The following is a 22,385-nucleotide window of genomic DNA, read 5'->3' as shown; positions in this document are numbered from 1 at the left end:
TTTTCAGTTGCGCACTGAGACTGTAAACTGTGACTGTAAACTCTAAACTATAGAATATGGAATTGACAAGACTAATAGTAAAAGGAGGCGTTATTTCACCAGGAGAATTGCGTGGAATTGTAAATATGGCTTTAGAACAAGGACTGGAATCCATCTCCTTTGGTTCCAGACAGGATATCATATTCCCTAAAGGTTTCAACCACATTGAAAAGGAAAAAACAGGTAAGAATCATTTTGTTTATCCCAATGAAAAAAGTGGGAATAACATCGTTTCGTCTTATGTGTCTACCGATATTTTCAGAAATACGCCTTGGCTTACCGGAAATAAATTTTTGTATATTTTAGAGCAATTTAAAGAACAACCCAAGCTAAAAGTAAACATCACCGATCCAAAACAACAGTTAGTTCCATTGTTTACGGGGCATATCAACTTTATTGCTTCCGATCATGAGGATTACTGGTTTCTATATGTCCGCCTGCCAAAATGGGATAAAATGGAAATGTATCCCGTACTGATCTACAGTTGGAATATAGCAGAAATATATTATGCCATTGAAAAAATACTGGAAGAGGAACCTGATTCTGTTGATATGATTTTTCAATTGCTAAGCGAAGCTTTGGACACCAATAATAGAACAATAGACAAACCTTTGAATATTCCGTTCTACCCCTTTCCTTACTATGAGGGAATGAACCGATTAGGAATTGACCAATATTGGTTAGGATTGTATTGGAGAAATAACCTGTACGATTTAGACTTTCTGAAAGAAATGTGCGATTTATGTTTTGATTGCAAAATTGGAAAAATATGCATCACGCCATGGAAATCCTTCATTATAAAAGGGATTCCAAAGGAACGAAAATTAGATTGGGAAAAATTCTTGGGCAAAAAAGGAATTAATGTACGCCATTCTTTATTGGAACTTAACTGGCACTTACCTGTTGCGATGGAATGGGCATTGAATTTGAAGACTTTTCTGGTTCGAACGCTTGATCAGTTTGACATCAGTACTTACGGACTGACCTTTGGTTTATCAGAATACAATCGTGAGGGACATTACTTCACTTCGATTGTAGTGGAGAAAAATGAATTGCCAAAAGACTTAGAATCCATCAAAATCAGAGACACATATAATGTTTTGTATGCCAAAAATTTTGATCCAAATACTAAAGAATATATTGTTCATACCCAAGATGTCGATAAACTGGAATTACCAAACATTTTGATTGAATTGAGCAGGAAATATTTTGAAGAACTAGGAAATCAATCGGTGGAAATTAGTCCCGCTGCAACCAAAAAAGAGAAAGCAGCACAAGATATCCATCAATGCCCGGAATGTCTGACTTTATACAATTCAGAATATGGTGATGTTAGTCAAGGAATTGAAAAAGGCGTCCTATTCAAAGATTTACCGGAAGATTATTGCTGTTCGTTATGTGAATCTCCAAAAATAAATTTTATTGTATTAACAGGACAGAAACTGGACACTTTATCATAATCTCAAGACAATTAGCTACCAATTAATTTATCATCCTTTTAGATTCTAGAGGCTATATTGCACAATAACCTATAGGTTTAGACCAAACCATTAAATAAATTAAGAAAAATTAAGCTTTCATACTTAATTTCTTAATGGTTAAAACAAAAATATTCATCAAATGAACAGTACTTTCAAAACGGTAAGTTCCTCTCACATCACTATTTCTGAGTTAATGCTTCCATCGCACACTAATTTTAGTGGTAAAATTCACGGAGGTTATATTCTATCCTTACTCGATCAGATTGCTTTTGCCTGCGCTTCAAGATTTTCAGGTAACTACTGCGTAACGGCTTCTGTGGATACAGTAAATTTCCTAAAACCAATTGAAGTGGGCGAACTAGTTACCATGAAAGCTAGTGTGAATTACGTTGGAACCAGTTCAATGATTATTGGCATTCGTGTGGAGGCCGAAAATATCCAGACCGGAGTCGTGAAACATTGCAACTCTTCTTATTTTACGATGGTTTCCAAAGACAAAGAAGGAAAAAATGTTCCCGTTCCCGGATTAATTTTAACCACTTTAAAAGAAGTGAGTCGGTTTCAAAACTGCGTGAAACAAATTGCTTTAAAAAAGGAAAGAGAGTATCAAAGAAGCATTGCCACCTTTGGGTCTATAGAAACTATTTTGAGTTTAAATCAGTATAATGTCAAAGTGGAATTGAAGTAAGTAATCATTCTTTAAAAAACTCATTCGATCCAATTATTTAACATAATCAATCGGTCTTAGGGTTCATAGTGTTAATTTTTTATACTGTCTGTGCTACATTACCTCTACCGTTATGCCACTTGAGTTGCGGATAAAGGAAGCCTAGATTTACAATTATTTTTCCCCAATTGTATCTTTTAACATTTGAATTTCTTCTTTAGGCTCTTTTACACGGATGTTTATTTCTTTATATACCCATTCATTCCCGTTTTTGTGAGCAGAAATATCCATTTTTCCTTTTCCTTTATTTCCTTTTATTCTGACTGACAATTCAACTGAATTATTATGGTTTGAATAAATCGCATTTCCTTCCAAAATTGCTAATTTATCAATCGGTTCTATTGCTCCAATAACTTCAAGAACTCTTTTATTCATTTTCGCTTTTTCAATTGCCTTTTCATAAAGTGAATTGTCAGAATACGCTTGAGCAATATCAGTTACAGTTCCGTCAATACTTGAACTCAAAATTGAACCAAATAGAAGCAAAAACAGTAACAGTAACAGTAAAGTTGGAAAAAACCATTTCCAATTTCTTTTCCACCAACTTTTCTCAACAACTAATTCGTTATCCATTTCTTTTATTTTACTGTTCTGTTTTTCAATTATTTTTTCTCCGAAATTTTAGTTGAAACTATCTTCTGCTGTTTTCCTGCATTGCCATTGTGTGTGGTTCGTAACCTTTCATTTTTTGGCTTAACGAAAACTTGATGCGAAACAGTACTTGCATTAAATCCGAAACTATATCAAAACAGCTGTTAGTGGCTGGTGTTGTTATTTCGTTGCAATGAAAATTTCAACTTCTGAATTTTCTCCATTTTGCGATCGCTCTCCGTAAACTTCAAAATGATAGCTGTATTTTCTGTTTAATTCTTTGTCCTTCTGCCAAATGTCAACCCAAGCAGCTACAACAGCATTCGGCATTTCACCTTTTGCAGTGAATTTTTTAAAATTTTCAGATTGAAATTCACGGCCGATTAATCCGTCTGGAATTTCGTCCAAAGTTGATACTGGAATACCAATTATTGTCGTGTAATCTTCCGTAAAGTCACTTTTGTAGTCCGTATAAATCGCTATAATTTCATTAGAAATCTTGTTAGGAATTATGTTTAATAAATTTTTCGAGAAAAATTGTCCCCAAAGATTTCCCAGATCTTGTTGCGCTTGGTTGTCTTTGTTTGTTGTTCGAGTTGAAATCCCGATTATTTTAAATCCGTTTGTCATTTTGCTTTTCGTTTTTTGTAATTCGGTCAACAGTTATAATTCTATAAGTGTTTGAATTTATTGTTATTTTGATATTATGTTCAATGTTTGAAATATAAAAGTTTTTACCGATTTTCTGAAAATGAATTTCATTTGTTTCTTTTATTATTTCAAAAAGCATTTTCTCAATTACTGACTTTTGGTACTTGCTATTTAACTTTTTATTAATTCGTTCATAAACAAGTTCTGTATAGCAAATCTTATTCAGAATTTCGGTTTTGTAAATGTTCATTTTTCTTGTCGTTTCATTTTAGTCGTGAATTCCGGTACACTTGCCACCAACTCGAACAGACACGCAACACTATAGCGTACATCCACCCTAATTACGTCCCTGTACATTATATAACAGCTTTTTACCTCGCTAATTTATACTTTTATTTCTTACAGTAAGCTTGTTACCCCATTGTTTCCATCAAAACTACAACAGTCCAACTTTGACATGCAAATAATCTGATTCTTTTTTAAAAAAAATAAATTCCCATCAGTTGACTGCATAACGGATAGTAGCTACCATTATAGTTTTTATCTATCAGTAAAATGTTTTTGATAAATAAAAATATCTAAATTAGCATTAAGATTTACAAACCAAAAATTAAATCACACTATGGAAAATATCAATAATGAGAACGCAGCCGCTGATGCAGGTAAGTGTCCATTTTCAGGAGCTACTCAAAAGCAAAGTGCTGGTTTTGGAACTAGAAACACTGATTGGTGGCCTAATCAGTTGAATTTAAACATACTCAGGCAACACTCCACTCTCTCAAATCCTATGGGTGAAGAATTCAACTATGCAGAGGAGTTCAAAAGTCTCGATCTAAATGCTGTGAAGCAAGACCTATTTGATTTAATGACCACCTCTCAAGAATGGTGGCCTGCTGATTATGGTCACTATGGGCCATTTTTCATTCGTATGGCGTGGCACAGTGCAGGAACGTATCGTATCGCGGACGGTCGTGGTGGTGCGGGTTTTGGCACACAACGATTTGCACCGCTGAACAGTTGGCCTGACAATGCAAACCTCGATAAGGCTCGTTTACTATTGTGGCCAATCAAACAGAAATATGGCAAGAAAATTTCATGGGCTGACCTAATGATTCTTACCGGAAACTGTGCTTTGGAGTCAATGGGCTTCAAAACCTTTGGTTTTGCCGGCGGTCGCGCCGATGTTTGGGAACCTGCGGAAGACATCTATTGGGGTTCAGAAGGAAAGTGGTTGGATGACAAGCGCTATACAGGTGACCGCGAATTAGAAAATCCTCTCGCTGCCGTTCAAATGGGACTTATCTATGTGAATCCTGAAGGACCTAACGGAAATCCTGATCCTCTTGGCTCTGCACGTGACATTAGGGAGACTTTTAAGCGTATGGCAATGAATGACGAGGAAACTGTTGCCCTTATTGCCGGTGGGCATACGTTCGGAAAAACCCATGGTGCTGCCGATCCAAACAAATACGTGGGAGCTGAGCCTGCAGGTGGAGGCATTGCGGATCAAGGTCTTGGTTGGAAAAATACATTTGGCACCGGAAATGGAGAAGACACCATTACCAGTGGTCTTGAGGGTGCTTGGACTACCACGCCTACAAGATGGAGTAACAATTACTTTGAAAACCTATTCAAATTCGAATGGGAACTATCGAAAAGTCCAGCTGGCGCACATCAATGGAAACCAAGAGCCGGTGCTGGTGCTGGTACCGTTCCGGATGCACACAATCCGTCAAAGAGTCATGCGCCAACGATGCTTACCGCTGACCTTGCCTTGAGAGTAGATCCTATTTATGAGCCCATCTCAAGATATTTCCACGAAAATCCTGATAAGTTTGCTGATGCTTTCAGTCGTGCCTGGTTCAAGTTGACACACCGCGACATGGGTCCAATAGCACGCTATCTTGGCCCAGAAGTGCCTACAGAAGAATTAATCTGGCAAGATCCTGTTCCTGCCGTTACGCATCAACTGATTGATGATAATGCTATTGCTACACTAAAATCAAAAATTCTTGATTCGGGATTATCTGTACCTCAACTGGTAACTACCGCTTGGGCTTCAGCATCAACATTCCGTGGCTCTGATAAACGAGGTGGAGCAAACGGTGCGCGCATTAGATTGGAACCTCAAAAAGATTGGAAAGTGAACAATCCCGGGCAACTGGCTAAAGTTTTGGAGACACTTAGCGAAATCCAAACAGCATTCAACAGTTCTCAGTCTGATAATACCCTAGTTTCGATGGCTGACTTAATTGTACTCGCAGGATGTGCAGGAATTGAGAAAGCTGCAGTAGCTGCAGGTCAGTATGTAAAAGTGCCTTTTACTCCGGGAAGAGCCGATACGTCACAAGAACAAACAGATGTGGAATCATTTGCAGTCCTTGAGCCTGAAGCTGATGGTTTCCGCAATTACGCTAAGACTAAATATACGGTATCTGCCGAGGAAATGCTTGTTGACAAAGCACAATTACTGACCTTGACCACACCAGAAATGACAGTTCTTGTTGGTGGTTTGCGTGTTCTGAATGCCAACTTTGACCAGTCTCAAAACGGTGTTTTCACCACCCGTCCAGAAGTGCTGACCAATGATTTCTTTGTAAACCTACTCGATTTAGGTACGACTTGGAAAGCGGCTTCAGAAGCGGATGATTTATTTGTAGGCAGCGATCGCAAAACAGGCGGATTGAAGTGGATAGGAACTCGTGTTGATCTTATTTTTGGTTCGAACTCTGAGTTAAGAGCAATCGCTGAAGTTTATGGTTGTGCCGATTCTCAAGACAAATTCATAAAAGACTTTGTCGCAGCTTGGAACAAGGTCATGAACCTCGATCGTTTCGACTTGGTTTAATTTCATTCTTGTTTTTATAGTATTAAGGTGGTCTGGTAACGGGCCACCTTTTTTGTTTCCAAATTAATTTATACAAATCAAAAAAAGTGAGTCGGCGGCAAATAAATTGCATTGCACCAGAGAACACGTACAATTAAGCGAAAGTTGATTTTCTTTAGGAGCAGAATGATTGCAGTTTAAAAGAACGAAATCTCCTGCTGTCCGCTGTATCTCTCCACTGCGTTACGAGGATGCCGCTACCATCAGGGCTAGGAATAACGAACTTTTTTCATAATGACATTTCTACATAGAAACCACACGAAAGGATTGACTTCGTCGAATTTCATTTTGTGCGGTAGCGGTGTAATTTCGTTTACCGGCTGTTAACAGAAGTCTTATTGAAATTGAATAAAGTTTTTTTCAAATTCATTTAAGTCTGAGTTCGACTTAACTTCTTTTTCGAATCCTAAATTTAAAACCAACGCAATACCATTTACTCGGCCAAACCCAATAATTCTATAAGTCCCTTTTTTCATTTGGTAAATATTCCCTTCGAACATTTCCTTCTGTGAAAAAAATTTAATTTCTTTTTTGTTTTTATAATCAAATTGCTGCTCAATTTGTTTAGAAATTTGCTCGTTAACTTTTTGTTTTACCATTTCGTCACTCAGAAATAGCCATTGAGTAGAAAATCCACTGCAATCAATTATTTCATATTCTGATTTTGCAGTACAATTTTCAGGAACAGCAATTAATGTTTTCGCATAATGTAATTTATCAATCTTCCTTTGAGCGAATGTTAATGTTGTAATGAATAAAAAAATTATCGATATTTTCCTCATAAAATGGTTTTTAAAGATTTCTGCTAAAGTTCCTAGCGCTACCGCACGAATCCTTTCATGTGGTTCATTGTCATTAAATAGTAAACATTCTAAAAACAACTACATAATCCTCCGCTACCGCACGAATCCTTTCGTGTGGTTCGTTGTCGTTAAATACCAAACATTCTAAAAACAACTACATCATCAATTAATCCTTTTTGACCTGAATAATCCATGGCACTACTGTATACATAATCTTCTGCTTTATAAACTACGCCCCCTTCTACAGGATTATTGTGTACATAGTCTATCTTTTGTTGAATAACTTTATTGCTCCACAACTCAATAGGTTGATTATCATGACGCCAAAATTGATAGTGTTTTACATTTGAACTTTTTTCAGCTTGTTTTTTAAAAAAATCTAACAAGAATTCTTTTCTGCTTTCTCTTGGATTTTCTTGTATACTTTTTACAATTGATTGACTGGTAAACCTTTTTAAATCACCAATCAATAATTCAGGATTTTGACCACTTATACTCCTAAAAACTAAATGCACATGATTGCTCATAATACACCAAGCATGAATTTCTAATCCTTTGTTTTTTTGACAAAATGCTACACTTTCAAGAAATAAATCTTTGTACTCATTACGAGTAAATACATCTAACCAACCTACTACGGAGAAACTTATAAAATACAAACCCTCTGGATTATAAAATTTATAATTTCTACTCATAGTTACTGTCTTTAATATTAATATAGAAAGTTTAGTTTTAATCTACATGAACCACACGAAAGGATTCGTGCGGTAGCGGGGGTAGCAGAACTTTATTCTTTAAAACCATGTTCTACTAATATTTCACAATATTGATTAACTTTATATTCAAATTTCGGTTGCACATCACTTTTACTTCCAACACGTTCTAAAAATCTCTTTTGTCTTTCTACATCAGATATGTTTTGATTTAATAAACCTACTTGATGTAAACTAGATTTGATATCATCATTAACATACCTCAAGTAAATATTGTTTTTTAGTAATTTCAAATCGTGAATGTAAGCGTTATCAATTATGTGCGTTAATCTACTGAAATCTTCAAATTCAATTTTGCCTAATATTGTTTTTTTAAATAATCTTCCAATTATTTCTGCTTTATCAATATCATTGAGACGATTTATTGTAATGAGTAGTTTTTCACCAGCTTTATTAGTTTCTTGATTAATTTCAAGTTTCTTTATAAATTTTTCTCTTTCTAACAAAGGGATTTCTCTCAATTCAAAAAGAAATTTAAGTAGTTTTTTTATAAAAAATGTTTCAGTTACCCTTTGGTATAAATTATAACTTTTAAACGCAATACCGAAAATAGGAATGTCTTTTAAAACTTCAGAATCAGTTAAATAATCAAGACCTGTTTCAAGAATTTCGGGGGATAATTCGTTGATAGCATCCGATTTTATAGATTCAAAAATATCGATTTTATCATTCATTTTTCGTTCTTTTTTAAGCTTACTGCTAAACGTTCCCTTGCTACAAGAGGTTTTGGGTTAAATTAAGCTTTATTTTCGTTTCATCACTAAATTTCAAAACGCACGACCACTTTAAATTAAGCCTAAAAACCACGATAGCGCAAAACTTGCATTAGCTGTAGTACTTATTTTTTTATGTTTTAGTTTTTAAGACTTTTGTTAATTCTTCCATTGTCAACCAAGGCCTTTTTTTGTGGACCATTCGATGACAATTACCACAAAGCATTGCAATTTCTTCTGGTTTTGTTTTGTAATCCGCAGGCATTTCGCTCACAGCAATTGTATGATGTCCTTCAATAAAATCTTTTCCAACAATTCCGTAATTATCTTCAAAGTCAAAATCGCAAACTTGACAAAATAGTTTTCCGTGTTTATTTTTGAAATTATTTTTTGCTAATTCTACTACTTTTGAATTTCTTTCTCTTGCTTTATGTGTTCTTTCAACAATTTTTCCTTCTGGAAATTCTCCTGATAAATCAGTATTACTATTGAAATCATTTTTGATGCTGATTTTCCAATACTTTCTTGTAACTGCATAAGCTCCACCTTTTAATTGTGGTTTTATTCCAATTTTTTCACAATATTCTAAATATTTTTTTTCAAGATTATTGTCAATTATTGGTTTTGAATTTAAAATAGAATTTATTGCTTTGTTTGTTTCTCTTCCATCAATATCTGTTGATGCAAACTTGAATATTTTATTATTTTGATAACCTAAAAATCTGCTTGGTGCAAATCTCAATTCATTTTCAATTTGATAAGCAACAAAACAAGTTCCTCGCTTAATCAATTTTGCGCTTTCAATTCTTTCTTCTTCTGTTCCATCAGTTAAGCTTAATTCAACAGTTTCTATATTTTGATAAAGTTGGTCAATGTTTGTTATTAAAGTTGGTTCAACTATTCTGTCTGCAAATTTTTTGTGAATTGAACGCATTTTGCGCATTGTTGTATTATTTTGTGCTTCATAATATTCAATATGTTCTCTTAAAGCTATCAAACAATTTAAAATATTTTTTTCTCCATAATCTTCAAAAATATGAGTGAAAAAATATTCCATAGTGTCAGCATTTAAAGTTCTTGTGAATTTTTTCCCTTCCAATAAATACTTAAAATTATAAAAATAATCACGAGCAGAATTTTCGTTAATACTTTTGTCCTTGATAAGTTTTGCTGTCGCGTCTTTTAATGAAATGTTGCCTTCGTAAAATTCTTTTGAGACTTCGTATGCAAGTGGAATAATGCTATTCGGAATTTTCATTTTGATTATTTTTGATTATTTTTGGTTCTTTTTCTACGATTTTAGAGAGTATTACAGCTAACTAGTAATACTGCTGAATTTATAAGACTTATCACCCCCTAAATTGATTAGACAGCTGTGATAAACATCAGACTTTACTAATTTCAAACATACAAATTAATTACCGAAAAATCTGATAAATTAGCTTTGATAATTAACTTATTTTCAAAAATAATATCTTCGTGATTGTAAACTTTACGGGAAACCTCATTCACGGTCTTTTTTACACAAAAGCCCAAGCCCAGATAGCAGTCGAAACAGGGTTGCAACGAATAACGGGAAAAGCTCCTAAAAAAATTGTAGTATTAACCGCCAATAGCAATCATGCTACGGTTGTCTTGATTCAAAGCGGGATTGTTTACATCCTCGATAGTAGTCATTCCTGCGCGTACTTTCTTTTTGCTTTTAATGGCAAAAGCAATCAAGTCTTCTATCGCTTCACTATTTCTGAAATGTGTCAGTAAATCTGTTTCGGAGTTGGAGAACAGACAGTTTTTTATTTTCCCGTTGGCTGTAAGGCGAATTCTGTTGCAACCGTCACAAAAAGGATTAGTTATCGAACTGATAATCCCAAAACTTCCCAAATAGTTTTTTATTTTGAATTCTCTGGCAGTGAAGTTTTTATCGTCTTCTAATTTCTCCACATCCGATTCCGGGAAATGATGTTGCACCTGATCCAAAATCTCCTTTTGAGAAACCATTTTGCTACGGTCCCACTCGTTTCCTGCAAAAGGCATGAATTCTATAAACCGAATCGAAATGGGTGAAAACTCGGTGAGCTTAATAAAATCAATAATTTCATCGTCATTGAATCCTTTAATCAAAACCACATTTACTTTGATTTTGAAATCATTGTTCAACAATAAATGCAAATTATCAATTACACTCTGAAACTGGTTTCTAAGCGTAATCGAATGGAATTTGGATGCCACCAAAGTATCTAAACTCAGGTTGATTTTCTTGACGTTAAACTGCTTTAAAACGTCAATATGTTTGTTAATCAGAATTCCGTTTGTAGTGATGGAAATCTCGGTTTGAAGCGAAGCCAGTTTGGCTATGATTTCAGGAAAATCTTTTCGTAGCAACGGTTCCCCGCCGGTCAATCTTATTTTGTCAACACCATTATTGACGAATGTTTGGGCGATGGCGTGAATTTCGTCAGCCGTCATCAAGCTCGCTTTTGGACTTAATACAATTCCATCGGCTGGCATGCAATAGGTACAACGCAAATTGCATTTCTCAATTAAGGAAATACGCAAATAGTTGTGTTTACGTCCAAAATCATCCGTTAAAACAGCGTTAATTGGTGTCATGATTTTTGCCTTTTAAAATATGAAAAACATGCAGCACATGAGGAAATATGGCATCCATGGATTCCTTTGCGCCGTTGGTTGAACCTGGTAAAGCCAGTACCAAAGTATTCCCTAAAGTTCCTGCAACGGTTCTGGAAAGCATCGAATACGGCATGCGTTCTTGCCCATAACTGCGTATGGCTTCCTCAATTCCCGGAATTCTGGTTTCTAACAACGGTTCCAGTGCTTGCGGTGTAACATCTCTTGGCGAAAGCCCGGTTCCTCCCGTAAAAATGATCAATTGATTTTCTTTGGCGAAAGCTTTAGTGCGCTCTTGAATCACATCGATTTCATCTGGGATGATTTCGTAATGCGTCGTTTCGACTCCGCTAATTTCCAGTTTTTCAACAATTATTTTACCGGAACGATCTTGTTTATCTCCTGCGAAAATTGAATCGGAACAAACGAAAACCGCCGCTGTAATAGCGGATGGAAATCTATTTTTGAAAGACGATTTTCCGCCTTCCTTACTAATTAATTTAATCGTCGAAATCTCGATATTTTTGTCAATAGGTTTAAGCATATCATACATCGTAAGCGCCACAATCGAAGCACCGTGCATCGCCTCGACCTCAACTCCGGTTTTGTAAACCGTTTTAACCTTGAAAATAATGTCAATGCTTAATTCATTGATTTCATATTCCACCGATGTAAATTCAATTGGAATAGGATGGCAATCAGGAATCGATAAATGCGTGTTTTTTACGGCAAATAACCCGGCAGTTTTAGCCATTTCCAGTACGTTTCCTTTTGGCACCAGATTATTTACAACGGCATCAATTGTGGCTTGAAGACTAACAATTACTGTTGCCTTTGCAGTTGCTGTACGGAGTGTACTTATTTTATGTGTGATATCAACCATTTTTATGTGTCTAAAGTTTTAAAGTCTAAAGTTGCAAAGTCAGCCTCTTGAAAACAATAAAACCGTTATTTTTAATTCGTTTGGATTAGTCTATTTATAGTATTCAAAAAGACTTCAAGCTAATCCACTTTAAGACTTTCGACCTTTGACTTTATGACTGTTAAGTATTCTGTTTCCAAGTAAAAGTACTATTTTCAAAGATTTCTTTACCAAAAATAGGCACATCTGTTTTAATCCAATTCACAATCTTTTCCGTGGCTTCATATACTTGCTTTCTTCTGGTTGCCGAAACAAACACAAACAAGCATATTTCTCCCGCTTTAACCACGCCCAAACTGTGATAAATGTGCATGCAAATCAAATCGAATTGCGCGAACGCTTTCTCTCTAATTACGTTCAGGGCTTCGTCTGCCATTTCTTCGTAAGCGGTGTAATCAATTGCAACTACCGTTTGCCCATCAATTGCATCGGCTCTGACCTGACCCAAAAAAATATTGTGTGCCCCAATAGTGGTTTTCGATTGGTGTTTCGCAATAGACTGCCCTATAAATTCCGAAGAAATAGGTCCCTGAATGAAAACAGTTTTCTTACTCATGATTTTATTTTTATATTTTAGGTAACAGAAACCGTTCCTTTATGCAGTATTTTATCCAATGCTTTAGCGCCACCAGCAATACTTTTGGCAGTCGCAAAATTATTATTTCTAAGAATCTCCACTGCCTTTTTACTTCTAATTCCGGATTGGCAAAAAACAAATATTTCCGCATTACTATCCAACTGGTGCAATGCAGATTCTAAACGGTCTAACGGAATTTGAAGTCCATTCTGGATTGTTATTTTTGGATATTCCTCTGAATTTCGAACATCAAGAAAAACAACATTTTTATTATTTATTTGTTCCAATGCAAGAGCAGCACTGATTTCAATTGTTGCACTTTCAACCGAAGTATATTTATTTTCGAAAGCTACTTTATCAATAGTACTTGTGTCTGTTTTTGAAAAATCAAACTTCTGTTGTTCGTTATTCAACATATTATAAACCAATAATTTTCCAGACAACAACTCCCCTATTCCCAAAACCATTTTCAATACTTCATTAGCCTGAAACATACCGATGATTCCCACCGATATTCCCATAACACCTGCATCATTACAGTTTCTCACTTCACTATTTTCCTCTGGAAACAAACAGCGGTATGTAGGTCCGTTTTTATAATTAAAAACAGAAACCTGCCCCTCAAATTTATAAATAGAACCGTAAACAAATGGTTTGTTGGTTACGCAACACGCATCATTAATCAAATATTTAGTAGTCAGATTATCCGTGGCGTCAACCACAATATCATATTGTTCGAATAACAAAATCGCATTTTTCGAATCTAATTTTTCCGTGATTGCATTTATTTTTATCGAAGGATTGAGTTCCAAAGCCATTGTTGCTGCTTCAAGAACTTTACTTTTTCCCACCGAACTGCTTTTGTAAATCACTTGGCGTTGCAAATTGGTCACTTCGATTCTATCATCGTCAATAATCCCAATTTCTCCTATTCCGGCTGCAGCCAAATACGGTAAAACAGCCACACCCAATCCTCCTGCACCAATGATCAAGACTTTGGCTTGCTGCAGTTTATGTTGTCCATTAATCCCTACTTCAGGAAGTATAATTTGTCGGTTGTATCGTGCTGTTTCCATAAATTTAGGTTTAAAACAAAAGTTTTATTACTGACTGCTAACTTTTTTTAAAATCAAAAATCTTAAATAGTTAATCTTAAATCTTTACCCTCCGGCAAATGGTGGCAATAAAGCAACAATATCATTACTTTTCAACACATAATTTGCTGTATGCTGCACTATTTTTTGATTTATCGCAACACTAAAAGAAAATTGCCCCAATTGGTATTTCTGTTCTAATGCCAGCAATAAATCACCTAAAGGCATGCCTGAAAAAGAAAATTCTTCTTCCGAACTTTTTGTTTTTTCGGCTATGGCGCCAAAATATTTCACCGCTATCATATGGCTATATCTAAATTTTGAAAAACAAATTCATCTTCTAAGTTCTCCTCTTGAAAATATTGCGTCAATTTTGAAGCATTTCGCACCACTTCACCAATGACAATAATTGCCGGAGAAGAAAGTTGGTGCTCTTGAACTAATTTTGCGATAGAGCTAATGGTTCCCACCACTTTTTTCTCCGTGTCTTTTGTTCCGTTTTGAATGATGGCAATAGGCAAATCGTCGGTTCTGTTGTTTTGATAAATCGAAATAATTTCGTCCAGCTTATTCATTCCCATCAATATCACCACCGTCGCTGAGGATTGCGATGCCAAAGCCACATCTTTAGATAATTTATGATCCGAAGTAGTTCCGGTTATTACCCAAAAACTTTCGGCCACTCTTCTTTGCGTCAAACTGATTCCATTAGACGCCGGCACTCCTAAAGCAGATGAAATTCCAGGAACAATAGCAGTTTCTAAATCAAATTTTTGAGCATATTCTATCTCTTCGCTTCCTCTGCCAAAAACAAATGGATCTCCGCCTTTAAATCGAACGACATGACCAAAACGTTTTGCCATCGACACAATCAATTCATTAATTTGATCTTGACTGTAGGCGTGACAACCAAAACGCTTACCCACAAAAATGATTTCAGCATGGGTAGCATATTGCAATAACTCTTCATTTACAAGGGCGTCATACAAAACAACATCTGCACTTTCCAGCGCTTTGATAGCTTTTAAAGTAATCAACTCTACATCTCCGGGACCTGCCCCGACGATTGTCAATTTTGGTGTATTTGAATTTTTCATTTTAACTGGGATAAATTGGTATTCAATTCGTTCAACTCGGCAACAGAATTTATATTTTTAAACAAGTGTCTTTTGGCATCCGTAATCGGAATCAATTGATGTTTTACATTTGAAATGAAGTGCATCATTTTCAATTCATTGCCATCAATTGCCTTTTTTAAAACAGGTAGTATTCTTTTCGAATATATTCCTATCAAAGGATGCATCCGATTCGTGTCTTCAAAAACAGAACCATCAAAATTTGCACCATGCTTTTCAATCAATTCCCGAAGTATTTCGGTAGAAATTAATGGAATGTCGCAACTCAATATCAAATTCATTTCAGTTTTCGAATGAACTAGCGCAGTGTATATTCCGCCCAAAGGCCCTTTATCAAAAACTATATCTTTTATTTTCCTGTAGGACAAATAATCGTAATCAATTGTATTAGTAATCAATTGAATGTTACTTGATATTGGTAAAACAGCTTCAATAATATGCTCGATAAAAGGTTTGTTTTGGTACAATACCAAGCCTTTTTCTGACTGCATTCGGCTGCTTTTTCCTCCACAAAGAATCGATACTTGCATATAAAATAATTTAATGATTAAAAAATTTAATATTGAACGATTGTGATACTAAATATTTAGCGTTTAAATTTAAAAACCTTAACTTTTAATCATGTGAACATATTTTTGAATCTTTCAATCTTTTAATCTTTTAATAAAAAATCAAACAATCAACTTCACGCTCGCTAATAGGATTACCGTTGCCAACACATATTTCAGCACTTTATTGGAAAAATATCCGCTCCCGTAATAAGCTCCTAACATTCCTCCAAAAACTGCTATTGGAACTAAATAAAAGCTTTCTGTTGGAAACGTTTTGTCCCCCATAAAATAGCCCGAAAGTCCTGCAATAGAATTCACCAAAATAAATAAACTTGAAATGGCTGCTGTTTCTTTTAACGTTGCCCAACCCAATAATAATAGGATTGGACTCAGGATAACGCCACCACCAATACCTAACATTCCGGATAATAGACCTATTCCAAAACCTATTCCCATAGCCAGCGGAATATTTATTTTGGTACTTTCAGCTTCTTTCGAATTAAAAAAACCGAACAACCGCAACGCTGCCAGAATCAATACGATTCCTAACAATATCCTATAAAAACTATTTTCTAACGGAATCATCCCGCCAATAAAAGCCGCTGGTACGGAAGTGATCGCGAAAGGATAAAACAGTCTGGGTTTGAAGAAATCTTTTTTATAATAAAAGAAAAAAGAAATTCCCGAGACGAACAAATTAAGCAACAATGCTGAAGGTTTCATCACCGAAACAGGGAATGCAAAAATTGCCATCAAAGCTAAATATCCCGATGCACCACCATGACCCACGCTGGAATACAAAAACGCAACCACCGCTAATAATACGCCGAATACAATCAAAAAATCATTATTTACTATTGACATCTGTATAATTAATTAAGTGGTATAACCATTACTTCCTGATCTTTTTCAATATTTACCACATCATGAGGCAAATAAATTAAAGCATTCGCTCCTGCAAAAGTGTTTAACATCGCTGAACTCTGACTCTCTAAAACCGTCACTTTTTCATCATCACACCAGCCTTTCAAAAATAAGGTTTTCCCGGATGTGTTTACAAATTGGGTAGTTATTTTTCGTTTGATTTTTGGCAAATGAATTGCTTCAAAACCCATATTTTTTTTTAGCGCCGGATGAACATAAATATAAAAACTGGTCAATGTTGAAGCTGGATTTCCAGGCAAGGCAAAAACAATCGTTTTGTCTTTTTTTCCAAAAAACAACGGTTTTCCAGGCTTTTGATTAATTTTATAAAACAACTCTTCAACCCCATTGGACAAAAGTGCTTCTTTGACAAAATCATAATCCCCAACCGAAATTCCGCCCGAAACAAGCACAACATCAAAAGCAGCAAGACAGCTTTTTAAAATTCTTTTTGTCGCTTTCAAATTATCCTTTACCCGGAATGTTTCGACTTTCTTAATCCCAATTCCCTGCAAAGCAGATTCAAGCATAATAGAGTTACTTTCGTAAATCTTTCCTTCAGATATTTTCTTACCAGCTTTTACCAATTCGTTACCAGTAACAACAATCACCACTTTTGGCTTGGCATACACCGTTATTTCAGTTATCCCTAAACAAGCTAAAAATCCAATAGCTGCAGCGGTAATAACTGTATTTTTTTCAAGTACAAGTTCGTTTTCTTTTATTTGCTCGCCTTTGTCCCTAACATTAGCAAACTGTTGCGGCATTTTTACAATTTCAACCGTTTGATTTGCAACCGTAGTATGCTCCTGCATCACAACCGTATCCAAATTATCCGGAACATAAGCACCTGTGAATATTCTGATCGCGTCTCCTTTTTTTATTTTTTTATTCGAAAAATCACCGGCTTGTGAAGTACTTACCACATTAAACTGTTGCAATTCACTAAATGCAAAAGCGTAACCATCCATCGCTGATTGACGGAAAGGCGGCATATCCATTGGCGAATAAATTGCTTCCGCCAAAATAAAACCAAGTGATTTTGCCACTTTAATTTTTCTGATAGGCAACTTGCAACTATTTTGTGTAATAATCGATAAGGCTTGGTCTACTTGTATCATACATTCTCGAATAAAACTAAGTAAAAATACTTATTGCAAATATACGTAAATATGTGAAGTTGAACGAACAATTAACTATAATTGCATGCAAAATGAATATAGCAAGATTTAAACCGTTTTATTTATTAAAAAAGGAACAAAGCAATACCAAATCTGTAAAATCCGTAAAACAGAAAACCCAAAATCTCGAAAATATTTTAAGTTTCCATTTTAAAATTTTTATCCAGTCCAGAAATAGGATATTTTAATATGTTAAACTTAACCCTATTTTAAATCCAAAAACATAAAACATAAAGCAACAAAGGAGGATTCAATAAATTGGCAAGCATTTTCCTTAAACAATTATAACTTTTTGAATTTAAGATACTTAACTACAGTATGTTATTATTTTTTTATTAATTTTATATCCCTCAAAAAAAAACTCGTTTTAAAAATAACCTACCTACTCGATTAAATAGTGTGACCAATCTTGATCAATTATTGTGTAACTGGGATTGTTCATCGAAATTACCTAAAAAGTATTAAATAAAACTTGTATAAAACACTCATTTCAGAAAACACCCTCAATTTTAATGCACCTACTAAATCATTTATTAACACAATTAATAACTTTTTAAATGTTTAAATTATGAAAAATGTAGTACAGATTAAAGAAGTAAATTCTCCTATCAAAAACAGGAGGGAATTCCTCAAAATTAGTGGGCTTACCGTTTTGAGTACTGGTTTGTTTTTAACAGGTTGTAGCAATGACAATGAATTAGGTTTAGCTAATAACACTAACAGCCTTACATCTAAATATGGGCAAGGTCATTTTCCTGGAACAAAAGATGGTGTTTTTGATTTAGGTGCAGGTGACTTGGGTGTATTGACTTATGCATATGCTCTGGAGCAGCTAGAGGCTGATTTTTATACCAGAGTTGTGAATGCAAGCGGATTCACAAGCAATTTCACAGCTGAGGACCAACAGGTACTGGTGGATTTATACCATCATGAAGTAATTCACCGAGAATTTTTTAAAACAGCACTTACGGGAGCACTTCCCAATCCAAAACACCAATTACTCCCTCATTTAGAATTTAATTATGGAAGTTTAAATTTTAACAGCCGTACGGATGTATTGGCGACCGCCAAAGCCCTTGAAGATACTGGAGTGGCAGCTTATAACGGAGCAGGCAGGTTAATTACCAATCCGGACTATTTACTTCTGGCAGGTAAAATCGTCTCTGTAGAAGCAAGGCATGCATCTGCGATTAGGAGTTTAATAAATCCAAATTCTAAAGATTTTGCAGGAGATGATGTTGTCGATACTACTACAGGACTTGATGTAAAGAAAAATCCTTCTGAAGTTATTGCAATTGCAAGTGGATTTATCGCAACAACTTTCACCGCTTTATACTTACCGTGATACATAACATATAAAAAAATAGAAATTATGAACATATTAAAATTTATAGCGTCTTTTGCTAATGAAGATTTAATGCAAAGTCAGGGTTCGAGAAGAGATAGTTTAGGAAAAATAAGTCAATTGGGGAAAAATTTAACATTAGCCTCCATTCCATTTGGACTTTCATCACTGACAAATGTTGCTTATGGAAAAATTAAGCCTACACCCAGCAATCCTATTGGCGCATTACAGCTAGCACTGACATTGGAATATCTTGAAAAAGAATATTACATTATGGGATTAGAATCTGGTGTTATTCCTACCGGAGGCAGGGATGAGAAAGTTTTCATGCAGATTTCAGCTCATGAGACCGATCATGTAACTTTTTTGATAAATGGATTAGGAGGGGTTGGCAGTCCAAATTTTGTAGAGAAACCAACTTTTGATTTTACAGTTGGCGGCGCTTTTCATCCGTTTAATGATTATCCGACATTTTTAGCTTTAGCGCAGGCTTTCGAAGATACAGGTGTAAGAGCTTATAAAGGTCAAGCTACTAATTTAATATCTGCTCCAGATTTATTAACCGCCGCTTTACAGATTCATTCTGTTGAAGCACGCCACGCCTCTGAGGTAAGGAGATTACGAGGTCTAAAAGGATGGATTACATTAAATCAAAGGGGAGCGGGAATGCCTGAGGCAACTCAAGCAGTATATAATGGTGAAGAAAATACAAATCAAGCAGGTTATAACACCTCGACATTATTTGGTGTAGAAGCAGGATCAGAATCCTACGATGAACCTCTCACGACAGATCAAGCAGTTGCTATCGCGGGACTATTTATTGTATAATAATAGAAGCCTTAGAAAATACTAACTGATGTTTATGGATTAAAGATCATCGTATAATTTTTGGAAATTTACACATCTTTAAATTTTATCAATTCAAATAAGAAGCCCAAAATCTAATGGTAGATTTTGGGCTTCTTTATATAATTATATTCGATCAATTTATTCCACTGGTAAAATAAGGGTGGATGTGATTGCTTCCAGAACTTCAAAAGCAGTTTCTGCCATTTTATTTCCTTTGGTGTCCAACAATGGATTAACCTCCACAAATTCAATACAAACTACTTTTTTAGACTCAATAATTTGGTTGATAATTGCAATTATTTCGTACTGATCAAATCCTTTAGGGACTGGCGTTCCTGTTCCATAAGAGATCATATCACAATCCATCGAATCCACGTCAAAAGAAATATACAAACGATCGCAGTGCGACAACTTTGACAACGCTTCTGTAACACATTTTTCAAGACCGCGATAGCGCATTTCTGCCACCATATAATTTCTGATCTTTAATTTTTCTATCTGCTTATCTTCCGCTTCTTCGGTGTCACGAACGCCAAAATAAACTAAATTTTCAGCAAGTATTTTAGCGCCTGGGTGGCCAATATTCTTCATTTCTTCCCAAAGCTCTTGCGTTTCTGCAGGAACTTCGTTATTCTGACAACTCAAATTATCGTCAGCAATAGCAGCAGACAAAGGCATTCCGTGAATATTTCCCGACGGAGAGGTGTAAGGCGAATGTAAATCAGCGTGAGCATCAATCCAAATCACTCCCAATGTCTGCTCCGGATAAACCGCTTTTATTCCGCTTATGGTTCCCAATGCCGAAGAATGATCTCCAGACAATACTATTGGAAAAAAATTATCCTTTAAATTTTTCTTCACCGCATTACAAACCCGAGTACATTGTTCTACAACATGCTCGATTCTTTTGGCTGAAGTGCTTCTGTTTTTATCATAAATGGATTCGTTGTGTGTTTTAACATCTTCAAATTCAAATTGATTAAAATAATCGCTATTTTGGTTAATAGCGGCAATTTCGATTGCATCAATTCCCATATCAGAACCTCTGGTTCCAGCACCAATATCAGATCTGTTTTTTATTAATTTGATTGCTTTTTCCATTGTAATTACCATTATTTGAAATCGTTTAATGCTCTTTCAATAATCGCCAGACATTCGTGAATTTGAGATTCGGTAATAACTAATGGCGGAGCAAATCTAATTTTGTTTCCGTGTGTTGGCTTTGCCAATAAACCGTAATCTCTAAACTTCATGCAAATATCCCAAGCCAAATCGGATTCCTCATCACTGTTGATCACAATAGCATTCAATAATCCTTTACCACGAACCAATGTGATTAACGGGTTTCTTGCCGCGATTTCGTTAAGTCCATTTCTTAAAACTTCCCCTAAGTAAGCGGCATTTTCAGCCAAATTTTCATCTCTAACCACTTCAAGAGCTGCGATTGCGACGGCAGCAGCAACTGGATTTCCACCAAAAGTTGAACCGTGTTGTCCCGGCTTGATTACATTCATAATTGAATCATTAGCCAATACAGCCGAAACCGGATAAACACCACCTGAAATGGCTTTACCTAAAATAAGAATATCTGGTTTAACTTCTGGTTTGTTTTCACAACTTTTTGTACAAGAACAGTTTCCGCAAGTAGCCAATAATCTTCCCGTACGCGCAATCCCTGTTTGAACTTCATCAGCAATAAACAAAGCATTGTGTTCTTCACAAAGTGCTTTGGCTTTAGCCAAGTAACCTTCAGAAGGAACGTAAACGCCGGCTTCTCCCTGAATTGGTTCCACCAAGAAACCTGCAATATTTTTTGTTGATTTTAAAACATTTTCCAATGCCTCAATATCATCATATGGTATTTTTATAAATCCTTCTGTAAAAGGACCAAAGCTTTTACGTGCATTTTCATCATTTGAAAACGAAATAATAGTAGTAGTTCTTCCATGAAAATTATTCTCACAAACAATTATTTGTGCTTGATTTTCAGGAATTCCTTTTACTTCATAAGCCCATTTTCTACATATTTTCAAAGCAGTCTCTACCGCTTCAGCTCCTGTATTCATTGGTAATACCTTGTCGAAATTAAAATATTTCGTCATGAATTCTTCATAAGGCCCCAATTGATCGTTATAAAAAGCACGTGAAGTCAATGTCAATGTTTGCGCCTGTTTCACCATCGCACCCACAATTTTTGGATGACAATGTCCTTGATTTACCGCAGAATAAGCAGATAGGAAATCAAAATATTTTTTCCCGTCAATATCCCAAACATGTACTCCCTCTCCTCTTTCCAAAACTACCGGCAGAGGATGGTAATTGTGAGCACCGTATTTATTTTCTTTTCCTATCAACTCGTTAGACTTTGAAGAAAGTGTTTGATCAATGTGTTCCATAACTTACTATTTTTAAAAACTTTGAAACAAAAATAACTAATATTTTTTATTTAACAATAAAATACAATGATTTTGACTTGATTTTGACGTAAAAAAATTAATATTTCTTTTATTTGT

23 protein-coding genes are annotated in these 22,385 nt (G+C 35.3%); 5 read left to right on the top strand and 18 right to left on the bottom strand.

All coding sequences use genetic code 11. The features are described from left to right. Nucleotides 1-56: 56 nt before the first annotated feature. Both BUC23_RS08320 and BUC23_RS08315 read left to right on the top strand, forming a co-directional pair. On the top strand, nucleotides 57-1,499 hold the full coding sequence (locus tag BUC23_RS08320; protein WP_073208314.1) for a rubredoxin: 1,443 nt from the start codon (nucleotides 57-59) through the stop codon (nucleotides 1,497-1,499). A gap of 160 nt (nucleotides 1,500-1,659) precedes the next feature. Continuing rightward, nucleotides 1,660-2,208, top strand: a complete 549-nt coding sequence (locus BUC23_RS08315) for an acyl-CoA thioesterase (RefSeq protein WP_073208311.1) — start codon at nucleotides 1,660-1,662, stop codon at nucleotides 2,206-2,208. Between the two features lie 153 nt (nucleotides 2,209-2,361). On the opposite strand, the gene BUC23_RS08310 is transcribed toward BUC23_RS08315, so the two are convergent. The 3 genes from BUC23_RS08310 to BUC23_RS08300 form a co-directional block, all read right to left on the bottom strand. Continuing rightward, nucleotides 2,362-2,820, bottom strand: coding sequence for a cytochrome c oxidase assembly factor Coa1 family protein (locus tag BUC23_RS08310; protein ID WP_073208309.1), 459 nt, complete (start codon nucleotides 2,818-2,820; stop codon nucleotides 2,362-2,364). Nucleotides 2,821-3,018: 198 nt separating this feature from the next. Then, nucleotides 3,019-3,468, bottom strand: coding sequence for a GyrI-like domain-containing protein (locus BUC23_RS08305; RefSeq protein ID WP_073208305.1), 450 nt, complete (start codon nucleotides 3,466-3,468; stop codon nucleotides 3,019-3,021). After that, complete coding sequence (locus BUC23_RS08300) at nucleotides 3,452-3,739, bottom strand: DUF3781 domain-containing protein (protein ID WP_084538321.1); 288 nt, start codon at nucleotides 3,737-3,739, stop codon at nucleotides 3,452-3,454. Before BUC23_RS08300 ends, BUC23_RS08305 begins: the two co-directional genes overlap by 17 nt. A gap of 372 nt (nucleotides 3,740-4,111) precedes the next feature. Between BUC23_RS08300 and katG the strand changes: the two genes are divergently transcribed. Then, on the top strand, nucleotides 4,112-6,337 hold the full coding sequence (gene katG / locus BUC23_RS08295) for a catalase/peroxidase HPI (RefSeq protein WP_073208302.1): 2,226 nt from the start codon (nucleotides 4,112-4,114) through the stop codon (nucleotides 6,335-6,337). Nucleotides 6,338-6,711: 374 nt separating this feature from the next. Here katG and BUC23_RS08290 read toward each other — a convergent pair whose 3' ends face one another. The 13 genes from BUC23_RS08290 to BUC23_RS08230 all read right to left on the bottom strand — a co-directional run bounded on the left by BUC23_RS08290 (nucleotide 6,712) and on the right by BUC23_RS08230 (nucleotide 17,618). Beyond that, a complete protein-coding gene (locus BUC23_RS08290; protein WP_073208460.1) occupies nucleotides 6,712-7,158 on the bottom strand; it encodes a hypothetical protein in 447 nt (148 codons plus the stop codon). Nucleotides 7,159-7,307: 149 nt separating this feature from the next. Further along, nucleotides 7,308-7,874, bottom strand: a complete 567-nt coding sequence (locus BUC23_RS08285) for an REP-associated tyrosine transposase (RefSeq protein WP_073208299.1) — start codon at nucleotides 7,872-7,874, stop codon at nucleotides 7,308-7,310. A 92-nt stretch (nucleotides 7,875-7,966) separates the two neighbouring features. Next, nucleotides 7,967-8,626 (bottom strand): hypothetical protein, encoded by a 660-nt coding sequence (locus BUC23_RS08280; RefSeq protein WP_073208297.1) that lies wholly within the window; start codon nucleotides 8,624-8,626, stop codon nucleotides 7,967-7,969. A 172-nt stretch (nucleotides 8,627-8,798) separates the two neighbouring features. After that, entirely contained in the window at nucleotides 8,799-9,923 is a 1,125-nt protein-coding gene (locus tag BUC23_RS17210) for an HNH endonuclease (RefSeq protein WP_244153787.1), read from the bottom strand. A gap of 344 nt (nucleotides 9,924-10,267) precedes the next feature. After that, nucleotides 10,268-11,275, bottom strand: a complete 1,008-nt coding sequence (gene moaA, locus BUC23_RS08270; protein WP_073208294.1) for a GTP 3',8-cyclase MoaA — start codon at nucleotides 11,273-11,275, stop codon at nucleotides 10,268-10,270. Beyond that, nucleotides 11,262-12,176, bottom strand: coding sequence for a bifunctional molybdenum cofactor biosynthesis protein MoaC/MoaB (gene moaCB, locus BUC23_RS08265; protein ID WP_073208291.1), 915 nt, complete (start codon nucleotides 12,174-12,176; stop codon nucleotides 11,262-11,264). The genes moaA and moaCB overlap by 14 nt, the downstream gene beginning before the upstream one ends. A gap of 160 nt (nucleotides 12,177-12,336) precedes the next feature. Continuing rightward, nucleotides 12,337-12,771, bottom strand: coding sequence for a molybdenum cofactor biosynthesis protein MoaE (locus BUC23_RS08260; RefSeq protein ID WP_073208287.1), 435 nt, complete (start codon nucleotides 12,769-12,771; stop codon nucleotides 12,337-12,339). Nucleotides 12,772-12,788: 17 nt separating this feature from the next. Next, a complete protein-coding gene (moeB, locus tag BUC23_RS08255) occupies nucleotides 12,789-13,868 on the bottom strand; it encodes a HesA/MoeB/ThiF family protein (protein WP_073208283.1) in 1,080 nt (359 codons plus the stop codon). 84 nt (nucleotides 13,869-13,952) lie between these two features. Beyond that, nucleotides 13,953-14,189, bottom strand: coding sequence for a MoaD/ThiS family protein (locus tag BUC23_RS08250; RefSeq protein ID WP_073208280.1), 237 nt, complete (start codon nucleotides 14,187-14,189; stop codon nucleotides 13,953-13,955). Beyond that, nucleotides 14,186-14,983: a uroporphyrinogen-III C-methyltransferase gene (gene cobA / locus BUC23_RS08245; protein ID WP_073208276.1), complete on the bottom strand. Its 798-nt coding sequence runs from the start codon at nucleotides 14,981-14,983 to the stop codon at nucleotides 14,186-14,188. Before cobA ends, BUC23_RS08250 begins: the two co-directional genes overlap by 4 nt. Next, on the bottom strand, nucleotides 14,980-15,552 hold the full coding sequence (locus BUC23_RS08240) for a molybdenum cofactor guanylyltransferase (protein ID WP_073208273.1): 573 nt from the start codon (nucleotides 15,550-15,552) through the stop codon (nucleotides 14,980-14,982). The genes cobA and BUC23_RS08240 overlap by 4 nt, the downstream gene beginning before the upstream one ends. 141 nt (nucleotides 15,553-15,693) lie before the next feature. Further along, nucleotides 15,694-16,437, bottom strand: a complete 744-nt coding sequence (locus BUC23_RS08235) for a sulfite exporter TauE/SafE family protein (RefSeq protein WP_073208270.1) — start codon at nucleotides 16,435-16,437, stop codon at nucleotides 15,694-15,696. Nucleotides 16,438-16,445: 8 nt separating this feature from the next. Further along, nucleotides 16,446-17,618, bottom strand: coding sequence for a molybdopterin molybdotransferase MoeA (locus tag BUC23_RS08230; RefSeq protein WP_073208267.1), 1,173 nt, complete (start codon nucleotides 17,616-17,618; stop codon nucleotides 16,446-16,448). A 628-nt stretch (nucleotides 17,619-18,246) separates the two neighbouring features. Here BUC23_RS08230 and BUC23_RS08225 point away from each other — a divergent pair. Next, nucleotides 18,247-19,023 carry a ferritin-like domain-containing protein gene (locus tag BUC23_RS08225; protein WP_073208264.1) on the top strand — a complete coding sequence of 259 codons (777 nt, stop codon included), beginning with the start codon at nucleotides 18,247-18,249 and terminating at the stop codon, nucleotides 19,021-19,023. Nucleotides 19,024-19,050: 27 nt separating this feature from the next. Continuing rightward, complete coding sequence (locus BUC23_RS08220) at nucleotides 19,051-19,851, top strand: ferritin-like domain-containing protein (RefSeq protein WP_073208261.1); 801 nt, start codon at nucleotides 19,051-19,053, stop codon at nucleotides 19,849-19,851. 159 nt (nucleotides 19,852-20,010) lie between these two features. Here BUC23_RS08220 and BUC23_RS08215 read toward each other — a convergent pair whose 3' ends face one another. Next, complete coding sequence (locus BUC23_RS08215; protein ID WP_073208457.1) at nucleotides 20,011-20,973, bottom strand: arginase; 963 nt, start codon at nucleotides 20,971-20,973, stop codon at nucleotides 20,011-20,013. A gap of 11 nt (nucleotides 20,974-20,984) precedes the next feature. Then, the gene (gene rocD / locus BUC23_RS08210; protein WP_073208258.1) at nucleotides 20,985-22,268 is read right to left on the bottom strand and encodes an ornithine--oxo-acid transaminase; all 1,284 of its coding nucleotides are present in this window, start codon (nucleotides 22,266-22,268) and stop codon (nucleotides 20,985-20,987) included. Nucleotides 22,269-22,385: the final 117 nt, after the last annotated feature.

This window comes from Flavobacterium xinjiangense, assembly GCF_900142885.1.
Classification (GTDB): domain Bacteria; phylum Bacteroidota; class Bacteroidia; order Flavobacteriales; family Flavobacteriaceae; genus Flavobacterium; species Flavobacterium xinjiangense.
Note: the sequence above shows the minus strand (reverse complement) of the source record. Positions and strands in the feature narration are given on the sequence as shown.

Bases quoted from the DNA above. Each gene is read 5' to 3' on its own strand.
- BUC23_RS08310 (WP_073208309.1), bottom strand. From the start codon at position 2,820: ATGGATAACGAATTAGTTGTTGAGAAAAGTTGGTGGAAAAGAAATTGG.
- BUC23_RS08280 (WP_073208297.1), bottom strand. From the start codon at position 8,626: ATGAATGATAAAATCGATATTTTTGAATCTATAAAATCGGATGCTATC.
- BUC23_RS08285 (WP_073208299.1), bottom strand. From the start codon at position 7,874: ATGAGTAGAAATTATAAATTTTATAATCCAGAGGGTTTGTATTTTATA.
- BUC23_RS08250 (WP_073208280.1), bottom strand. From the start codon at position 14,189: ATGATAGCGGTGAAATATTTTGGCGCCATAGCCGAAAAAACAAAAAGT.
- BUC23_RS08235 (WP_073208270.1), bottom strand. From the start codon at position 16,437: ATGTCAATAGTAAATAATGATTTTTTGATTGTATTCGGCGTATTATTA.
- BUC23_RS17210 (WP_244153787.1), bottom strand. From the start codon at position 9,923: ATGAAAATTCCGAATAGCATTATTCCACTTGCATACGAAGTCTCAAAA.
- BUC23_RS08225 (WP_073208264.1), top strand. From the start codon at position 18,247: ATGAAAAATGTAGTACAGATTAAAGAAGTAAATTCTCCTATCAAAAAC.
- BUC23_RS08230 (WP_073208267.1), bottom strand. From the start codon at position 17,618: ATGATACAAGTAGACCAAGCCTTATCGATTATTACACAAAATAGTTGC.
- BUC23_RS08215 (WP_073208457.1), bottom strand. From the start codon at position 20,973: ATGGAAAAAGCAATCAAATTAATAAAAAACAGATCTGATATTGGTGCT.
- BUC23_RS08290 (WP_073208460.1), bottom strand. From the start codon at position 7,158: ATGAGGAAAATATCGATAATTTTTTTATTCATTACAACATTAACATTC.
- BUC23_RS08220 (WP_073208261.1), top strand. From the start codon at position 19,051: ATGAACATATTAAAATTTATAGCGTCTTTTGCTAATGAAGATTTAATG.
- moaCB (WP_073208291.1), bottom strand. From the start codon at position 12,176: ATGGTTGATATCACACATAAAATAAGTACACTCCGTACAGCAACTGCA.
- BUC23_RS08260 (WP_073208287.1), bottom strand. From the start codon at position 12,771: ATGAGTAAGAAAACTGTTTTCATTCAGGGACCTATTTCTTCGGAATTT.
- BUC23_RS08305 (WP_073208305.1), bottom strand. From the start codon at position 3,468: ATGACAAACGGATTTAAAATAATCGGGATTTCAACTCGAACAACAAAC.
- BUC23_RS08315 (WP_073208311.1), top strand. From the start codon at position 1,660: ATGAACAGTACTTTCAAAACGGTAAGTTCCTCTCACATCACTATTTCT.
- BUC23_RS08300 (WP_084538321.1), bottom strand. From the start codon at position 3,739: ATGAACATTTACAAAACCGAAATTCTGAATAAGATTTGCTATACAGAA.
- BUC23_RS08240 (WP_073208273.1), bottom strand. From the start codon at position 15,552: ATGCAAGTATCGATTCTTTGTGGAGGAAAAAGCAGCCGAATGCAGTCA.
- BUC23_RS08320 (WP_073208314.1), top strand. From the start codon at position 57: ATGGAATTGACAAGACTAATAGTAAAAGGAGGCGTTATTTCACCAGGA.
- moaA (WP_073208294.1), bottom strand. From the start codon at position 11,275: ATGACACCAATTAACGCTGTTTTAACGGATGATTTTGGACGTAAACAC.
- rocD (WP_073208258.1), bottom strand. From the start codon at position 22,268: ATGGAACACATTGATCAAACACTTTCTTCAAAGTCTAACGAGTTGATA.
- moeB (WP_073208283.1), bottom strand. From the start codon at position 13,868: ATGGAAACAGCACGATACAACCGACAAATTATACTTCCTGAAGTAGGG.
- cobA (WP_073208276.1), bottom strand. From the start codon at position 14,983: ATGAAAAATTCAAATACACCAAAATTGACAATCGTCGGGGCAGGTCCC.
- katG (WP_073208302.1), top strand. From the start codon at position 4,112: ATGGAAAATATCAATAATGAGAACGCAGCCGCTGATGCAGGTAAGTGT.